Origin of the sequence: Flavobacterium cutihirudinis (assembly GCF_003385895.1) — a bacterium.
GTDB lineage: Bacteria > Bacteroidota > Bacteroidia > Flavobacteriales > Flavobacteriaceae > Flavobacterium > Flavobacterium cutihirudinis.
The window spans coordinates 392,884-407,336 of the sequence record NZ_QRDQ01000007.1; the positions used below are offsets into that span (position 1 = coordinate 392,884).

The 14,453-nt window shown below is 33.1% G+C and carries 15 protein-coding genes; 4 read left to right on the forward strand and 11 right to left on the reverse strand.

The window, feature by feature from the left end; genetic code table 11:
* Positions 1 to 121: 121 nt before the first annotated feature.
* The 9 genes from BD847_RS01655 to BD847_RS01695 all read right to left on the reverse strand — a co-directional run bounded on the left by BD847_RS01655 (position 122) and on the right by BD847_RS01695 (position 7,917).
* Entirely contained in the window at positions 122 to 907 is a 786-nt protein-coding gene (locus tag BD847_RS01655; protein ID WP_115886527.1) for a hypothetical protein, read from the reverse strand.
* Positions 908 to 1,132: 225 nt separating this feature from the next.
* Entirely contained in the window at positions 1,133 to 1,468 is a 336-nt protein-coding gene (locus BD847_RS01660) for a hypothetical protein (RefSeq protein ID WP_115886528.1), read from the reverse strand.
* A 160-nt stretch (positions 1,469 to 1,628) separates the two neighbouring features.
* Entirely contained in the window at positions 1,629 to 2,201 is a 573-nt protein-coding gene (locus BD847_RS01665; protein ID WP_115886529.1) for a hypothetical protein, read from the reverse strand.
* Between the two features lie 187 nt (positions 2,202 to 2,388).
* Positions 2,389 to 2,916: a hypothetical protein gene (locus tag BD847_RS01670; protein ID WP_115886530.1), complete on the reverse strand. Its 528-nt coding sequence runs from the start codon at positions 2,914 to 2,916 to the stop codon at positions 2,389 to 2,391.
* Between the two features lie 143 nt (positions 2,917 to 3,059).
* Complete coding sequence (locus BD847_RS01675; protein WP_115886531.1) at positions 3,060 to 3,725, reverse strand: hypothetical protein; 666 nt, start codon at positions 3,723 to 3,725, stop codon at positions 3,060 to 3,062.
* Between the two features lie 153 nt (positions 3,726 to 3,878).
* A complete protein-coding gene (locus BD847_RS01680; protein WP_115886532.1) occupies positions 3,879 to 4,652 on the reverse strand; it encodes a carboxypeptidase-like regulatory domain-containing protein in 774 nt (257 codons plus the stop codon).
* A 207-nt stretch (positions 4,653 to 4,859) separates the two neighbouring features.
* Positions 4,860 to 6,764, reverse strand: a complete 1,905-nt coding sequence (locus tag BD847_RS01685; RefSeq protein WP_115886533.1) for a DEAD/DEAH box helicase — start codon at positions 6,762 to 6,764, stop codon at positions 4,860 to 4,862.
* A 204-nt stretch (positions 6,765 to 6,968) separates the two neighbouring features.
* Positions 6,969 to 7,547: a non-canonical purine NTP diphosphatase gene (locus tag BD847_RS01690; protein ID WP_115886534.1), complete on the reverse strand. Its 579-nt coding sequence runs from the start codon at positions 7,545 to 7,547 to the stop codon at positions 6,969 to 6,971.
* Positions 7,519 to 7,917, reverse strand: a complete 399-nt coding sequence (locus BD847_RS01695) for a ribosomal maturation YjgA family protein (RefSeq protein ID WP_115886535.1) — start codon at positions 7,915 to 7,917, stop codon at positions 7,519 to 7,521. The genes BD847_RS01690 and BD847_RS01695 overlap by 29 nt, the downstream gene beginning before the upstream one ends.
* A 201-nt stretch (positions 7,918 to 8,118) precedes the next feature.
* Here BD847_RS01695 and BD847_RS01700 point away from each other — a divergent pair, with 201 nt between their 5' ends.
* Positions 8,119 to 8,523, forward strand: coding sequence for a hypothetical protein (locus tag BD847_RS01700; protein WP_115886536.1), 405 nt, complete (start codon positions 8,119 to 8,121; stop codon positions 8,521 to 8,523).
* Positions 8,524 to 8,582: 59 nt separating this feature from the next.
* Here BD847_RS01700 and BD847_RS01705 read toward each other — a convergent pair whose 3' ends face one another.
* Both BD847_RS01705 and BD847_RS01710 read right to left on the reverse strand, forming a co-directional pair.
* On the reverse strand, positions 8,583 to 10,094 hold the full coding sequence (locus BD847_RS01705) for an FMN-binding glutamate synthase family protein (RefSeq protein ID WP_115886537.1): 1,512 nt from the start codon (positions 10,092 to 10,094) through the stop codon (positions 8,583 to 8,585).
* 35 nt (positions 10,095 to 10,129) lie between these two features.
* Positions 10,130 to 10,909 (reverse strand): NYN domain-containing protein, encoded by a 780-nt coding sequence (locus tag BD847_RS01710; protein ID WP_115886538.1) that lies wholly within the window; start codon positions 10,907 to 10,909, stop codon positions 10,130 to 10,132.
* Between the two features lie 202 nt (positions 10,910 to 11,111).
* On the opposite strand from BD847_RS01710, the gene BD847_RS01715 reads away from it, so the two are divergent.
* The 3 genes from BD847_RS01715 to BD847_RS01725 all read left to right on the forward strand — a co-directional run bounded on the left by BD847_RS01715 (position 11,112) and on the right by BD847_RS01725 (position 14,431).
* Positions 11,112 to 11,561 (forward strand): RrF2 family transcriptional regulator, encoded by a 450-nt coding sequence (locus BD847_RS01715; protein WP_115886539.1) that lies wholly within the window; start codon positions 11,112 to 11,114, stop codon positions 11,559 to 11,561.
* A gap of 15 nt (positions 11,562 to 11,576) precedes the next feature.
* The gene (gene azu / locus BD847_RS01720) at positions 11,577 to 12,107 is read left to right on the forward strand and encodes an azurin (RefSeq protein ID WP_115886540.1); all 531 of its coding nucleotides are present in this window, start codon (positions 11,577 to 11,579) and stop codon (positions 12,105 to 12,107) included.
* A gap of 89 nt (positions 12,108 to 12,196) precedes the next feature.
* The gene (locus tag BD847_RS01725) at positions 12,197 to 14,431 is read left to right on the forward strand and encodes a nitric-oxide reductase large subunit (protein ID WP_115887317.1); all 2,235 of its coding nucleotides are present in this window, start codon (positions 12,197 to 12,199) and stop codon (positions 14,429 to 14,431) included.
* The last annotated feature ends 22 nt before the right edge of the window (positions 14,432 to 14,453 follow it).

The window sequence follows — 14,453 nt, forward strand, 5'->3', positions numbered from 1 at the left end:
TTTAAAGTTAATTACAGGTAAATGTAGTGTTTTGAGATACTGAAAAAACATTAAGTGATCAGATTTAAAATTTAGGATATAAAATTGATAGGTATTTTGTTCAAATCAGTTGCAGTGTCTTTTACCTGCTATTTTTGCTATCTACTATTTTTGAACTAATACTGCTGTTTAATAGTAGTTTAATTTGTTGTTGTATTTCGGAATATTCCGTTGTTTCTTTTAGTGATATTATTATAGGTTTTATTTCAATATCATATACTTCTTTAGTCATTTTATCACATTTTGAATCTCCGTATCTTAAGTATTGAAAGACATTACTCAATCTGTTTTCATTGTTTGAATTTAATGCTTCTTTAATTGCGGAAATTCGACTCCAATTTTTTTTGTTTTCTTTCCACCATTTTTCCACATTCTTCGAAAGTATTTTTCGGTATTCTCTGTTTTTTTGATTTGATGTTTTGTTTTTCCAATCTAAGTCATAAGTACCTTTTTCTAGATAGTCATTATAGTTCTCTTTCATAAGTTTTAAGAGAGTTTCGTCATTAACTGCAGAATTCTTATAATTAAAATCTTGGAATGTTATTTCTTCGAGCAGCCAACCTGATCTTACAGAAACCCAATCCATATCATATGGTATGTAATGTCCGTGTCCATAGAAAGTTGTGCTTCCTGGATAAATTAAATCTGCCGTGTTTGTTAGTTTTACAAAACTTGTATCTTTTAAAAGTTTTATTAATTCTGGAATAATTATTTTCTGGTAGTTTTCAAGTTCTTGTTTGGCGGGATAAACATTTCCATAAAAAGACTTCTTCTTAAATTCAGTTAGCAAACTATCAACTTTTGCTTTTTGTCCAAAACAAGAATTTACGGTTATTATCATTAATCCAATAATAAATATTTGTTTCATCTTTTTTTATTTTGTAGGTAAAATAATATATAATGTTTTGCTACAGTGGGATTTGGTGTTAAATCAAGTCCTGTTTTCAGATTTGTTAAATTTATTTCTTATGATACTAACTTTCCATTAAACCTATTGCCTAAAACCGTTGTAGTAGCTGTTATCACTCGTTTTTTTTATCCACAATATATTCCGATTCAATATCAAACTTTTCTTTTTCAATCTGTTTGATTTTTAAACTAGTATATATTTTCCATTTTCGATCTTATTGTTTCCAATATGGTCAATTGGAAAACAAATTTGATGACTCCAAAAATTCTCTGTAAAGAGTTTCTTTCTGAATACTGTTAAATCATAACAATTGTCTTTCCATAAACCTTTAATTTTCTTTATTTCACTGTAACTTTTTGGTTCAATATTTTTAAATTCTGTTTCTTGACCATTAAAGTTAAATTTCAGCTTTTCTATTTTGAACTTACTGTTATTATAAATTCTTAACTCAAGATTTTCTTCTGGTTTATTTGCACTAATAAGGAAAAAACATAGGAGAATAATAAGTAGATTTTTCATTGGAGCAGTTTTAAAATGAGTGATAACGTTATGGTATAACAGCAGGTTTGGGACTAAATTAAGTCCATTCTTCGGATTTACAAATCATTCAAATATAAAACCATTATTCCATTAAGTCAATTATCCAAATCCGTTGTAGTAGCTGTTACCAGCTGTTGTTTTATTTCATACTTGGTGACTGCTCAATTTTTGGTAAATAATTAGATTTTTTATGTTCAATCAGAACTCGCTTTTCTATTTCTTTAATTTTGAATTTTGGATTTTCAATTTCTGCATTTTCAGATTGTTTCAATATTATATCTTCTAATTGGTTAAAAGTTAAATTAAATGCCTTTGACATATATGGTTCTACAAAACACAATTCTTCGTTGTCGAAAGCAATAAAGTTATAACTTCCCGTATAATGTTTTCCAGCGTCCATTTTAGTTTTAACCAAGTGTTTTTTTAAAGAATCTTTACCAATCATTAATGAATTAATTTGACTCATAAATTCATTTGATAATTGGTACTGGTAAAATTTTAATCCATTGTTACCATTTAAATGAACAGTAACAATTCCGTATTCATTTATTTGCGCATAGTTTGAAACGTTAATTTTTAATGGATTTCCATTTGTTTCGTAATATATTAGTTCAATTCTTTTAAAATTAAGTTTTAGATTCTGTTGGGCATTTAGGATATTGAATGATAAAATAGTTAAGAAAACTATGATTTGTAATTTTAATAATTTCATATAAATCGGTTGTTGTTTGGATTCGGATTTTTCCTACAATATCTGGTAACGTGTTCGCGCGCTGCACGCAGTTTGGAACTAAATTAAGCCCTATTTTTGGATTTGCCAAATCTTCCAAATACAAGACCAATTTCAAATTAAGCTAAATACCCAAATTGCTTGTAGCGTGTGTTAGCAAACGTATTTTCTAATCGACGTAACCTTCATAATCTATTTCTTTGAGACTATCTTTTTCAAATTTAAAGATGAATACTGATGTTTGTTCTAAGTTTCCAACTTTTACTATTTCAGAATTCAATTTTGTATTTAATATTTTTTCAAAGGATTTTTTGTCAATTCCAATTTTTATAGACTTTGCAAATTCAAATCCTGAATTGAGAATTTTTGCTTCGAAAATCCATTCTTCACTTACCGCTTTATACGATTTGATATTGATTTTATCAAAATTAAAAGTTTTAATTGTGTCTATTATGTTCTCTACATGTCTATTATTTACCAGTTCTTTTTCAATTGTAAATTTTGGATTTTTAACAAGCTCATTTAAATCAGATTCCATTTTGGATAATAAAGTATCGTTTTCAATGTATTGCTCTTGAATAACTTCTGTTTCAATTTTCTTGTTTACCTCTTTTTCAGAAGAATCTATATTTTCTTTTATCTTTTGGTTACATGAAACTAATAATAAAAATGTAAAATATTTAAGCAGTTTTTTCATAATATGTTTGCTAACGTTCTGGTATTACAGCGGGTTTGGGACTAAATTAAGCCCATTTTTAGGATTTGAAAAATCATCCCAAAAGCAAAACTAACTTTCTATTAATTCTATTGATCAAATTCGTTGTTGTAGTTTGTGGTGTTTTATATATTCTTTTTAAAATAATTCATTAATTCAGGTTTATTACACTTTTTGAATTTATAAACCATATTCACATTTTCTATTTTATTGGTTCTGTAGCTTTTCAGTTCATAAATCACAAACGTTGAATCATTTTTTACTTCACCATTCATTTCATATAAATAGTATGAATTAAAAGAGTCTTTATTCGGTATTTGCATTTCTGTCTGATAATATTGCATTTTTATTTTGTTGTTATTTTCGGTTATCTGAGTTAATCCTTTATGGTTAATGTAATTTGGCTCAAAATCACATCTTTTTTTAATTTTTTTGTCGTCAGAATTTTGGGCATTTACTAACAATTCTATATTTCTATGAGCATTTTCGAAACTATTTTCAGGGTGATTTCCTTCTGCACAATAATAAGGATAAAGTCCGTCAATTCCTGATAGATAAAGACTGTATCCATCGTCATATATGAAGATAGCGTTTATCCTTTTTATTTTTTCAGTAGTGTTATAATTTTGATTGCTTTCCGCTTCAAATTGATAATAGTAATAGCCATTAAGCTTTAAACTTTTTTTGGAAATTTTATTTGTTTTAAAATCAATTAAATCTTTTGTGTTGTGATTTACAGCACAAGAAAGAATAATTATCGAGGTTGTAAGAATAAAAAGGAATTTCTTCATTTATTATTTGTTTCGATTTTTTAATTCACAAATTTCAGGACTTTTCGACCTGTCTAATAATCAAAATCCCTGACTGTTTATGGCAATCAGGGATTATATTTGTGTGTTTTTCAATGTTAGGCAGCTGAACACTGCAACTGCGACTGAAAGTTTCTAATTTCGTTTCAATACTTTATATTGCTCATAACAGCCGCTAATAGCATCTAAAATCTGCAAGTCATTTGCAGTTTGAATAAACGAATCAGAATAGCTGCAACGCTGTAAGATTTCCGGAATTTCTTCTTTTGTTATTCCTAAAAGTATTGCAAGTGTTTCTCTGTCGTATTTTGTTTCAAGAAGATTTCTGATCGTGTCATCTTTTTTCATGTCCTTGAGCTTCTTGAGTTCTTTTCCGTTTTTTCCAAAGAAATTATAGAGCATATCGGCCGGATTAAAAATAGATCCCAGAACTTTTCCAAAAGCATTTGGAGAATATTCTCCCGCTTCATAACCTTGTGTAAGCCCGGAAATACTGTAACGGTAGTTCTCTTTGGTAGGAATAAGTTTTGAATCGACTTCCAGGTAACCAGTAAGGTTAAATGGCGCAATTACAACTTCCTCAAGCGCAATTGCTTTTTCGGTAAGCTGAATTCTTGTCATCTTATTTTTTATCCAGTCATTCGTTACTCTAATTCGGAGTGACTGAAATCCAAGTATAGAAAAATGAAGTGTGTCATTGGCTTGTACATCAATTTCAAAATAACCTTTAGAATCAGACTTAGCGCCCAAAACCTTGTTTTTATTGATGACGTTTACGTTAGGAAGAGGCTGCTTCGTATTATCGTTAAAGATATAACCAGAAACTCTTTGAGGGCCCGTTGATTCTGTGTCCTGTGCAAAACCAACACTTGATAGTAATATAAAAAATAAAACTGCGAAATATTTCATATCCTGATTTAAAGCACTAAAAGTAGTAAATCGGGATTAAATATTTCGCTGTCTTGGAATATAATTATAAGAAAATTAACAAAGGATAGAAGTGTTGCTTTTAGTATTTAACTAAAAAGAGATAGGGAGGGAGATTTTTGGCATAAAAAAATCCCAAATTCCAATTATGTCTGGAATTTGGGATTTGTATTTTAAGATCTTAAAAGATTAATCTCTTCTTGGTCTTCTTGGTCTTGGTGAATCACCAAAGCTTTCAGAACGCCTTGGAGCTCTGTCAGAACCTCCTTCGTTTCTTCTGAAACCACCTTCTCTAGGTGCAGAGTTTCTGTCGCTTCTGAAACCACCTCCAGAACCTTCACGTCTTGGAGCAGAGTTTCTATCGCCTCTAAATCCTCCACCGGAACCTTCACGTCTTGGTGCAAAGTTTCCTTCTCTTCTAGGTCCGCCAGAATTACGTCCACCACCACGGTTGTTGTGATCACGTCTTCCTCCGCCGTCATTTTTAGAAATTTCAACATTAATACGACGTCCTTCTAACTGAACGTTGTTTAAAATATCCATTACTTTATCAGTGTGCTCAGGATCAGTGTTAAAGAAAGAGAATCCTTCTTTTACGTCAACTTTGAATACGTCATCACGACCTAAATCTAATGTTTCTTTCAAGTAATCTTTAAGAGACATCCAATCGAAATTGTCTCTAGAACCAATGTTTACAAAGTAACGAACTGCTCCGTTATTGTTGAATTCTCTTGGCTCAGAATCATTTCTTTCGCGTCTTTCTCCTGAAGATTGAGACGAAATATCTCTGTTCTTTTTATAGTAAGCAATAAAACGGTTAAATTCTACTGAAACCATTTTCTTGATCAATTCTTCTTTAGATAAATCTTCAAGAACATTGTTGATTGCTGGTAAATAGTTGTCAATTTCGTGATCAACCTCAGTATCTTTAATTTTGTTTGCTAAGTGTAATAATTGAATCTCGCAGATTTCGATTCCTGATGGAATAGTTTTTTCTTCGAATTTTTGTTTGATGATTCTTTCGATAGAAGAAATTTTACGTAACTCACTTTTTGTAACAATTACAATAGAAGTTCCTAATTTTCCAGCTCTACCTGTACGTCCAGAACGGTGGTTGTACGTTTCGATTTCATCAGGTAATTGGTAGTTTACAACGTGTGTTACGTTATCAACGTCAATACCACGTGCAGCAACGTCAGTAGCAACAAGCATCTGAATTTGTCTTCCACGGAAAGATTTCATTACACCATCACGTTGTGCCTGAGATAAATCTCCGTGTAACGCAGCAGCACTATATCCATCTTCGATTAATTTCTCGGCAATAGCCTGAGTATCTCTTTTCGTACGACAGAAAACTACTGAGAAAATGTCCGGGTTCGCATCAGCTAAACGTTTTAACGCTTCGTAACGGTCACGTGCATTTACTAAGTAAAATTCGTGAGATACTGTAGATGAACCTGAATTTTTAGTTCCTACAGTAATTTCAACTGGTTCGCTCATAAATTGTTTTGCAATTCTGGCAACCTCTTGTGGCATAGTTGCAGAGAACAACCATGTACTTTTTTCGTCTGGAGTATCTGATAAAATAGATACGATATCCTCATAAAATCCCATGTTCAACATTTCGTCAGCCTCATCAAGAATACAGTAATCTATATTTTTAATGTTAACCAAACCTCTGTTGATCATGTCTTGCATTCTTCCTGGAGTTGCTACAATGATTTGTGCTCCTCTTTTGATTTCTCTAGCCTGCTCTGTAATACTAGCCCCGCCGTAAACTGCTACCACATTAATACCTTTTTCGTATTTTGAGTAGTTTTTAAGTTCGTTGGTAATCTGTAAACAAAGCTCCCTTGTTGGCGATAAAACTAATGCCTGTGTATTTCTGTTGTCAGCATCAATTTTTTGGATTAACGGAAAACCGAAAGCTGCCGTTTTCCCTGTCCCTGTCTGAGCCAACGCAACCATATCTGTGTCTTTTTCCAATAATAGGGGAATCGCCTTTTCCTGTACCTCTGACGGATTTTCAAATCCTAGATCTAAAATCGCCTTCAGTAACGATTCATTCAATCCTAATTGTTCAAATTTGTTCATATGTATTTTTAAAATAGGGTGCAAAATTACTGTTAATTATTCAGATAAACTAATTCAGTTTTAAGAATTATGTATTTGTTATGATTTGATTATCAAAAAGTTATGTTTCTTGTTCAATCAATTTTAAAAGAAAATCAAAAAAATATAAAAAAAAGACGTCGTGAAATATAAATTTTACGCATTAAAATGTTGTATTTTGAACAATTATTTTGTTGTGTTCAGAAAATCAATAAGTTGCTCGGTTGCTAGTGCGCGATGACTTATTTTATTTTTGATTTCAGATGATAGTTCGGCAAAAGTTTCGTTGTAGTTTTCCGGTTGAAAGATTGGATCGTATCCAAAACCATTTTTTCCGGTTTTTTCTAAAATAATTTTTCCTTTGGCCAGACCGGTAAAAAGATGTTGCTCTCCATTTAAATTTAATGCAATAACGGTTTTGAACTGTGCACTGCGATTTTCTTCATTATTTAAAGCTTCCAAAAGTTTATCCATATTATCATCGGCATTTTTTTGTTCGCCTGCATAACGTGCCGAATAAACGCCCGGAGCACCATTTAATGCTGTAACTTCAAGTCCGGTATCATCAGCGAAACAGTCATAACCAAATTTTTCCGTTACATAATTCGCTTTTAAAATAGCATTTCCTTCAATTGTATCTGCCGTTTCCGGAATTTCTTCATGACAGCCAATTTCTTCCAGACTTAATAATTGTATCGATCCGTTTAGGATGCTTTGAATCTCTTTTATTTTGTTTTTATTGTTTGATGCGAAAACTAATTTCATAAGAGGTATATTTTAAAATGATTTTTTCGAGTAAGTAAATAAAGGTTATTCCAATTGTGTAGGCGAGAATATCTGACCATAAAAAGCCTTGCCCTAAAACATATTTTCCAAAAAGTGTTTTTCGGAGATTGATTATCCAGTCTGCCTGATAAAGCTGTAAAAACTCAATTGCACAACAGCTTACTAAAGAAAGTAGTAATACAATTGAAGCTTTTTTATTAAATAAGAAAATCCGAATCAGAAAATAAATCATAATGGCATACAGAAAATCTCCAATCCATACTGGAATGAATGAAATTTTTCTTGAAAGAATTCCTAGAAAAATAGTAAAGAGAAAAGCTAGAAAATAGCTGATTCGTGATTTATTCAAAATCTTATTTGATGTTTTTCAGAACAAATTTACAATATCTTCGGGTTAATTTTTTTGTTAAGGTTTTAAACTTTTGATAAAAAGAGTGTAAAATTTCATTTCATCATAAAGCTGTTGAAACGAAAAGACATTTCTGAAAATTACGCTAATTATTATTAACTTGGGACATTCTTAAAATTTCAGAAATTAAATAAAAAAATCATGATCAGGAAAATTAGTCAAATTTCGTTTATTGTTTTAATGATAGTAATGTTTGTGGGCTGTAAAAATACAAAACAGAAGCTGCAGGAGTTTGTAACGGCTTATAATGCTGCTGCTCCCAGTTTTAAAGCTGACAATGTTAGGCTAACAACAGCCAGAGGATATATAAATGATGATAAGATTGAGTTACGTTTTGAAACTGCATTAGAACAAAATACACCAAACAAGCTTGCTGCAGATATTGCATTCAAAAAGCTTTTGAAAGAAATGATTAAGAAAAACCAAATTCCAAAAGATTTAATAGAAGAAGGCGTTCAGTTTGATACTTATTTTTTAGCTGATGACAATACGGTTTTTGTAAAAGAGGTATTGAATAAAGAAACGATTCCTGAATTTTTGAATTAAGTTTTGCGGATATATAAAAGTAAAGCCGTTTTGTAACTGTACAAAACGGCTTATTTGTTTTATCTTTTTGTGACATTCGTTAAAATGTCCGGAAAATAGAGATCGGATAAATGGGCGAATTCGTCACCACGCATAAAGATATTGATATCGACATCGCTGAAACTTTTTTTACCGGCAGCGGCCAGAAGTTCATTAGCAGAATGCAGTGTATTTTTATGAAAATGATACACGCGATCTGATTTATCGGTGACAACCAAACCTTTCATCAGCATTTTGTTTTGCGTGGCAACACCGGTTGGACATTCATTATTGTGACAACGCAAAGCCTGAATACAGCCTAAAGAAAACATAAATCCTCTTGCGCTGTTGCACATATCCGCACCCAAAGCGACTGCATGTAAGATGGAATATCCTGAAATAATTTTTCCACTTCCAATGATGCGCATTTTATCGCGGATATTTAAGCTTACCAATGTTTTATTAACAAATATCAAAGCGGGCTCAAAAGGCATACCAACACCGTCTGCAAACTCCAGCGGCGCTGCTCCGGTTCCGCCTTCAGCACCGTCAACCGTGATGAAATCAGGATACGTATCTTCGGCAATCATTTCGTGACAAATTGCTTCAAACTCGGCAGTGTTTCCAATACAAAGCTTAAAACCAATTGGTTTTCCATTTGATAATTCACGTAACTGTGCGATAAAGCGAATAAGTCCTTTACTGTCCGAAAAAGCATGATGTCCCGGAGGAGAAAGAATCATAGTATGAGGTTCAACACCTCTTATTTTTGCAATCTGTTCGGTGTTTTTTGCAGCGGGAAGAACTCCTCCGTGACCTGGTTTTGCACCTTGAGAAAGTTTAATTTCAATCATTTTTACATTAGGAAGATTGGCTTTTTCTGAGAATTTTTCAGGACTAAAATTTCCTTCAGCATCGCGGCATCCAAAATATCCGGTACCAATTTGCCAGGTAATATCGCCACCGCCGGCAAGATGAAATTCGGTTAATCCGCCTTCTCCCGTATTTTGATAGAATTTTCCTTTTTGTGCACCAATATTAATGGCACGAACTGCATGTTCACTCAAAGAGCCAAAACTCATGGCGGACACATTAAATAAAGAAGCTGAGTAAGGTTGTTTACAATCTTTACCTCCTACTAATACGCGAGGGAGTTCTTCGTTTACTTTTGCCGGAAAAATAGAATGTTTTATTCCTTCGTAAGTATCGCTATTTAAGTTTTGTTGTGTTCCAAAAGGTGTACTTGAATCAATATTCTTGGCTCTTTGATAAACCATTGAGCGCTGGTTTCTTGAGAAAGGTTTCCCGTCTGTTGATCGTTCGATAAAATATTGCTGAATTTCAGGAGCAATCATTTCGAACAAATAACGAAAGTAGCCCAAAACAGGAAAGTTCCTTAAAATAGCATGTTTTTTTTGCAACGAATTGTAAATTCCAACCACCAATAATATTGGAAGAATAATTACGAGTAAAAAACCACGATTGGTATAATAATAAGTTGCTGCAACGATTAGAAACAATAAGAAGCCGTAGATAAAGAATTTTTTTCTCATGTTTTTAAAATATTTAGAATGTAATAAGTTGAAAATTAATTGTATCGTAAACGAACGTATACATGTTTAATGCCTTTTTTGTCCGATTCTCTTTCATCAATTTCCAGAATTTCGGTCAAAGATTTTAGCATTGGGGTTAGTTTAGAAAAACCATAATTTCGAGGGTCAAATTCGGGTTTTTTCTTTACAATTAAATTGCCGACATCTCCTAAAAATGCCCAGCCATCGTCGTCTTCAATGTCTTCAATCGTAGCTTCTATAAGTTCAATAGTTTGTTTATCTATTTTATGAAGTGCTTTTTCAGCTGGTTTCTCAACAGGTTTTTTCGTGTCTGTTGCCGTAGTTTTTGGTTTTTTCTTCTGAGTGGCACCATCAAGTACTTCAATATAGATAAATCGGTCACAGGCAACAATAAAAGAATTTGGTGTTTTCTTTTCTCCAATTCCAATTACTTTCATACCCGATTCGCGAAGTCTTATCGCAAGACGCGTAAAATCGCTATCACTAGAAACAATGCAGAATCCGTCCAATTTACCCGAATAAAGCAAATCCATGGCATCAATAATCAAAGCCGAATCTGAAGAGTTTTTTCCAACCGTATAACTATATTGCTGAATAGGAGTGATGGCATGTTCCAATAAAACGCCTTTCCAGCCGTTTGCATTTGGTTTTGTCCAGTCAGCATAAATTCTTTTTGTTGTTGGAGTTCCTAATTTTGCAATTTCTTCCATCATGCCTTTTACATTGCTGTAAGGAACATTATCTGCGTCTATAAGAACAGCTAATTTTAAATCTTTTGAGGTGCTGAAAGCCATTATTTAGAGGTTATAAATTATAATACTCTCAAAGTTAAAATTAAAATTTGTTTTTATATGAATTTAATGACGAATTAGTGTTTTTCCAATACTTAATTATTTTGGTTATAAATAAGTTTTGAAACTTATAAAATTAATTAAAGATAAATTTGTCTTTTATTTCAAAACTCTATATCTTTGTATGGAATTAATGAATTGAGATATGTTTTCAAAAGCGTGTGAGTACGGAATCAGAGCTTCTATTTTTATTGCAACCAATTCTTCTAAAGGAATTAGAGTTGGAATAAAAGATGTTGCCAAAGAAATTGATTCCCCAGAACCTTTTACTGCGAAGATTATGCAGATTCTTACTAAAAGTGGGATTATACATTCGGCTAAAGGAGTAGGAGGCGGTTTTGAGGTTTCGAATGAAGCGCTAAAATCAATAAAATTAATTCAGATTGTAGATGCAATTGATGGTGATAAAATTTACAGAGGTTGCGGTATTGGTCTAAAAGAATGTTCAGAAGAGCATCCTTGTCCGGTTCATCACGATTTTAAAAAAATCAGAGGGCTTCTTTTAGAAATGCTGACCAAAACAACTCTGGAACAGCTCGCTTCGGGCGTCAAATCAGGTGATTTTTTTCTTAAAACATTGAATACAAATAATTAAATAAATACCAAAAAAATGAATACTAGAAACAAACTTTCATTATTGATCCTAATGGGATTTTTAGCAGTAACTTCTTGTGGAAAAAAAGAAACAGCTCCAACTGAGCAGCCAACAGAAGCAACCGATACTTATACAGAAGGTGAAGCAGCACCAACAGCAGCAGCGACTGAAGAAAATGTATTGGTAATTGAAGGTAACGATCAAATGCAGTACAATTTGAATGAATTGAAAGCTGTTGCAGGAAAACCAATTAAACTAACTTTAAAACATGTTGGTAAAATTCCAAAAGAAGCAATGGGACACAATTTAGTGATCTTGCAGGAAGGTACAGACCAAGCTGCTTTTGCATTGAAAGCAAATGATGCGAAAGCGACAGATTATATCCCGGAATCAGAAAAAGCCTCAGTTATTGCTCACACTAAATTATTAGGTGGTGGAGAAGAAGATACAATCGAATTTACAATTGATAAAAAAGGATCTTATCCATTTATTTGTTCTTTCCCTGGTCACGTTGCCATGATGAAAGGTGTGTTAATTGTTGAGTAAATAATCAAAACTCCAAATGCTGCAAATAGGTTTGGAGTTTTTTTAAAAACTAATAAAAGATAAAATTGTCTTTTATTGAATTAAGAAAAATGAAAAGAGAAAAGAAATTATGGATCGTTTTTGCACTGGTAATGAGTGTTTCATTTGCAGTGCTGGGTTATTACGGTTACGAAATATATCAACAAGCACCGCCGGTTCCAAAAGAGATTGTTTCAGATTCCGGAGAAGTTGTTTTTTCTGAATCAGAAATTAAAGACGGGCAAAATATCTGGCAGAGTATAGGAGGCCAGGAAGTAGGATCAATCTGGGGGCACGGCGCCTATGTGGCCCCAGACTGGACTGCAGATTGGCTGCACAGAGAAGCCGTTTTTATACTCGATATTTATGCTCAAAAAGATTTCAATAAAAAATACGAAGAGTTGGATGCTGAAAAACAATCGGCTCTGAAAATTCGTCTTCAAAACGATGTGAGAACGAATCGTTATAATTCGGAGACAGGCATTCTAACGATTTCTGATAATCGTGTGGCTGCAATTGAAAGTTTAAGTGAATATTACAAAGGTCTTTTTACGAATGATCCGAAGTTTGATAAACTGAGAGGCGACTATGCAATTCCGAAAAACTCGATAAAAGATGTCGAGAAAATGCATAAAATGAATGCCTTCTTTTTCTGGGCAACATGGGCGACTGTTACCAATCGTCCTGATGATACCATTTCATACACGCACAACTGGCCGTCAGATGAATTGGTTGGAAATACCACCACAACAGAACTTTTAGCATGGTCAGGAGTTAGTATTATTTTACTGATTTTAAGTGTTGGAATCTTAGTTTTCTATCATGCGAAATCAGGTGAAGAAGAAGCGTTTCCACTTCCAAAAGAAGATCCGCTTATCAAACAAGGAAAAACGAAATCTATGGGATTGGTAACCAAATATTTCTGGATTGTAAGTTTGCTGATGGTTTTGCAAATGGTTTTCGGAATCATTACAGCACATTATGGTGTTGAAGGAAACGGACTTTACGGAATCCCAATCGATCAGATTTTACCTTACGCCGTAACACGTACATGGCACACACAATTGGCTATTTTCTGGATTGCAACGGCTTGGTTGGCAACAGGATTATATATTGCTCCAGCGGTTTCGGGTAAAGATCCTAAATTTCAGTGTTTCGGAATTAACTTCCTGTTCATTGCTTTATTGATTATTGTACTAGGTTCAATGGTCGGACAATGGTTTGGAGTAATGCAAAAACTGAATTTGGTTCAAAACTTCTGGTTTGGGCACCAAGGTTACGAATATGTTGATTTAGGTCGTTTCTGGCAGATTTTCCTTTTAGTCGGATTGTTTTTATGGTTGGCTTTAATGATTCGTCCTTTAATTCCGGTTTTGAAGAAAAAAACAGAAGAAAAAAACTTAATCATTTTGTTCTTAGTTTCTTGTACCGCAATTGCAATGTTCTACGGAGCAGGATTAATGTGGGGAAGACAAACCAATTTAGCTATTGCTGAATATTGGAGATGGTGGGTAGTTCATCTTTGGGTTGAAGGTTTCTTCGAAGTATTTGCGACGGTTGTTATTGCATTCTTATTTGTTCGTTTGGGATTATTAAAAACTAAAACAGCAACGTTAAATGTTCTTTTCGCAACGATTATTTTCATGTCGGGAGGAATTTTAGGGACATTCCATCACTTGTATTTCTCAGGAACACCAACGGCAATTATGGCTTTGGGAGCAACATTTAGTGCTTTAGAAGTTGTGCCTCTAACTTTAATCGGATTTGAAGCGTATCAAAACTATAAAATTTCAAAATCAACACAATGGATTGCCGATTACAAATGGCCAATTTACTTTATGATTTCTGTAGCGTTTTGGAATTTTCTTGGAGCCGGAATCTTCGGATTCATCATTAATCCGCCAATTGCATTGTATTATGTTCAAGGTTTAAACACAACACCTTTACACGGGCATACGGCTTTGTTTGGAGTTTACGGAATGCTGGGAATTGGTTTGGTGTTATTCGTATTAAGAAGTTTATACCGAAATGTTAGCTGGAATAATAAGTTGCTTAAAATTACTTTCTGGTCTTTAAATATTGGTTTATTTTTAATGGCAATTCTGAGTTTACTTCCAATCGGAGTTTGGCAGGCAATAGAAAGTATCAATCACGGAATGTGGTATGCACGTTCTTCAGAATTAATGCAACAACCAGAAATGATTACGCTGAAATGGCTTCGTGCGATTGGAGATTCAATCTTCGGAATCGGATTTATCACAATGGCTTGGTTTGTATTTGAACTGACATTAAAAAACAAAAAATAGAAAATAAAAAAAACACAAATTA

Excerpts from the sequence above, each read along its gene's own strand:
- BD847_RS01655 (WP_115886527.1), bottom strand. The coding sequence starts at position 907 with ATGAAACAAATATTTATTATTGGATTAATGATAATAACCGTAAATTCT.
- BD847_RS01660 (WP_115886528.1), bottom strand. The coding sequence starts at position 1,468 with ATGAAAAATCTACTTATTATTCTCCTATGTTTTTTCCTTATTAGTGCA.
- BD847_RS01665 (WP_115886529.1), bottom strand. The coding sequence starts at position 2,201 with ATGAAATTATTAAAATTACAAATCATAGTTTTCTTAACTATTTTATCA.
- BD847_RS01670 (WP_115886530.1), bottom strand. The coding sequence starts at position 2,916 with ATGAAAAAACTGCTTAAATATTTTACATTTTTATTATTAGTTTCATGT.
- BD847_RS01675 (WP_115886531.1), bottom strand. The coding sequence starts at position 3,725 with ATGAAGAAATTCCTTTTTATTCTTACAACCTCGATAATTATTCTTTCT.
- BD847_RS01680 (WP_115886532.1), bottom strand. The coding sequence starts at position 4,652 with ATGAAATATTTCGCAGTTTTATTTTTTATATTACTATCAAGTGTTGGT.
- BD847_RS01685 (WP_115886533.1), bottom strand. The coding sequence starts at position 6,764 with ATGAACAAATTTGAACAATTAGGATTGAATGAATCGTTACTGAAGGCG.
- BD847_RS01690 (WP_115886534.1), bottom strand. The coding sequence starts at position 7,547 with ATGAAATTAGTTTTCGCATCAAACAATAAAAACAAAATAAAAGAGATT.
- BD847_RS01700 (WP_115886536.1), top strand. The coding sequence starts at position 8,119 with ATGATCAGGAAAATTAGTCAAATTTCGTTTATTGTTTTAATGATAGTA.
- BD847_RS01705 (WP_115886537.1), bottom strand. The coding sequence starts at position 10,094 with ATGAGAAAAAAATTCTTTATCTACGGCTTCTTATTGTTTCTAATCGTT.
- BD847_RS01710 (WP_115886538.1), bottom strand. The coding sequence starts at position 10,909 with ATGGCTTTCAGCACCTCAAAAGATTTAAAATTAGCTGTTCTTATAGAC.
- BD847_RS01715 (WP_115886539.1), top strand. The coding sequence starts at position 11,112 with ATGTTTTCAAAAGCGTGTGAGTACGGAATCAGAGCTTCTATTTTTATT.
- azu (WP_115886540.1), top strand. The coding sequence starts at position 11,577 with ATGAATACTAGAAACAAACTTTCATTATTGATCCTAATGGGATTTTTA.
- BD847_RS01725 (WP_115887317.1), top strand. The coding sequence starts at position 12,197 with ATGAAAAGAGAAAAGAAATTATGGATCGTTTTTGCACTGGTAATGAGT.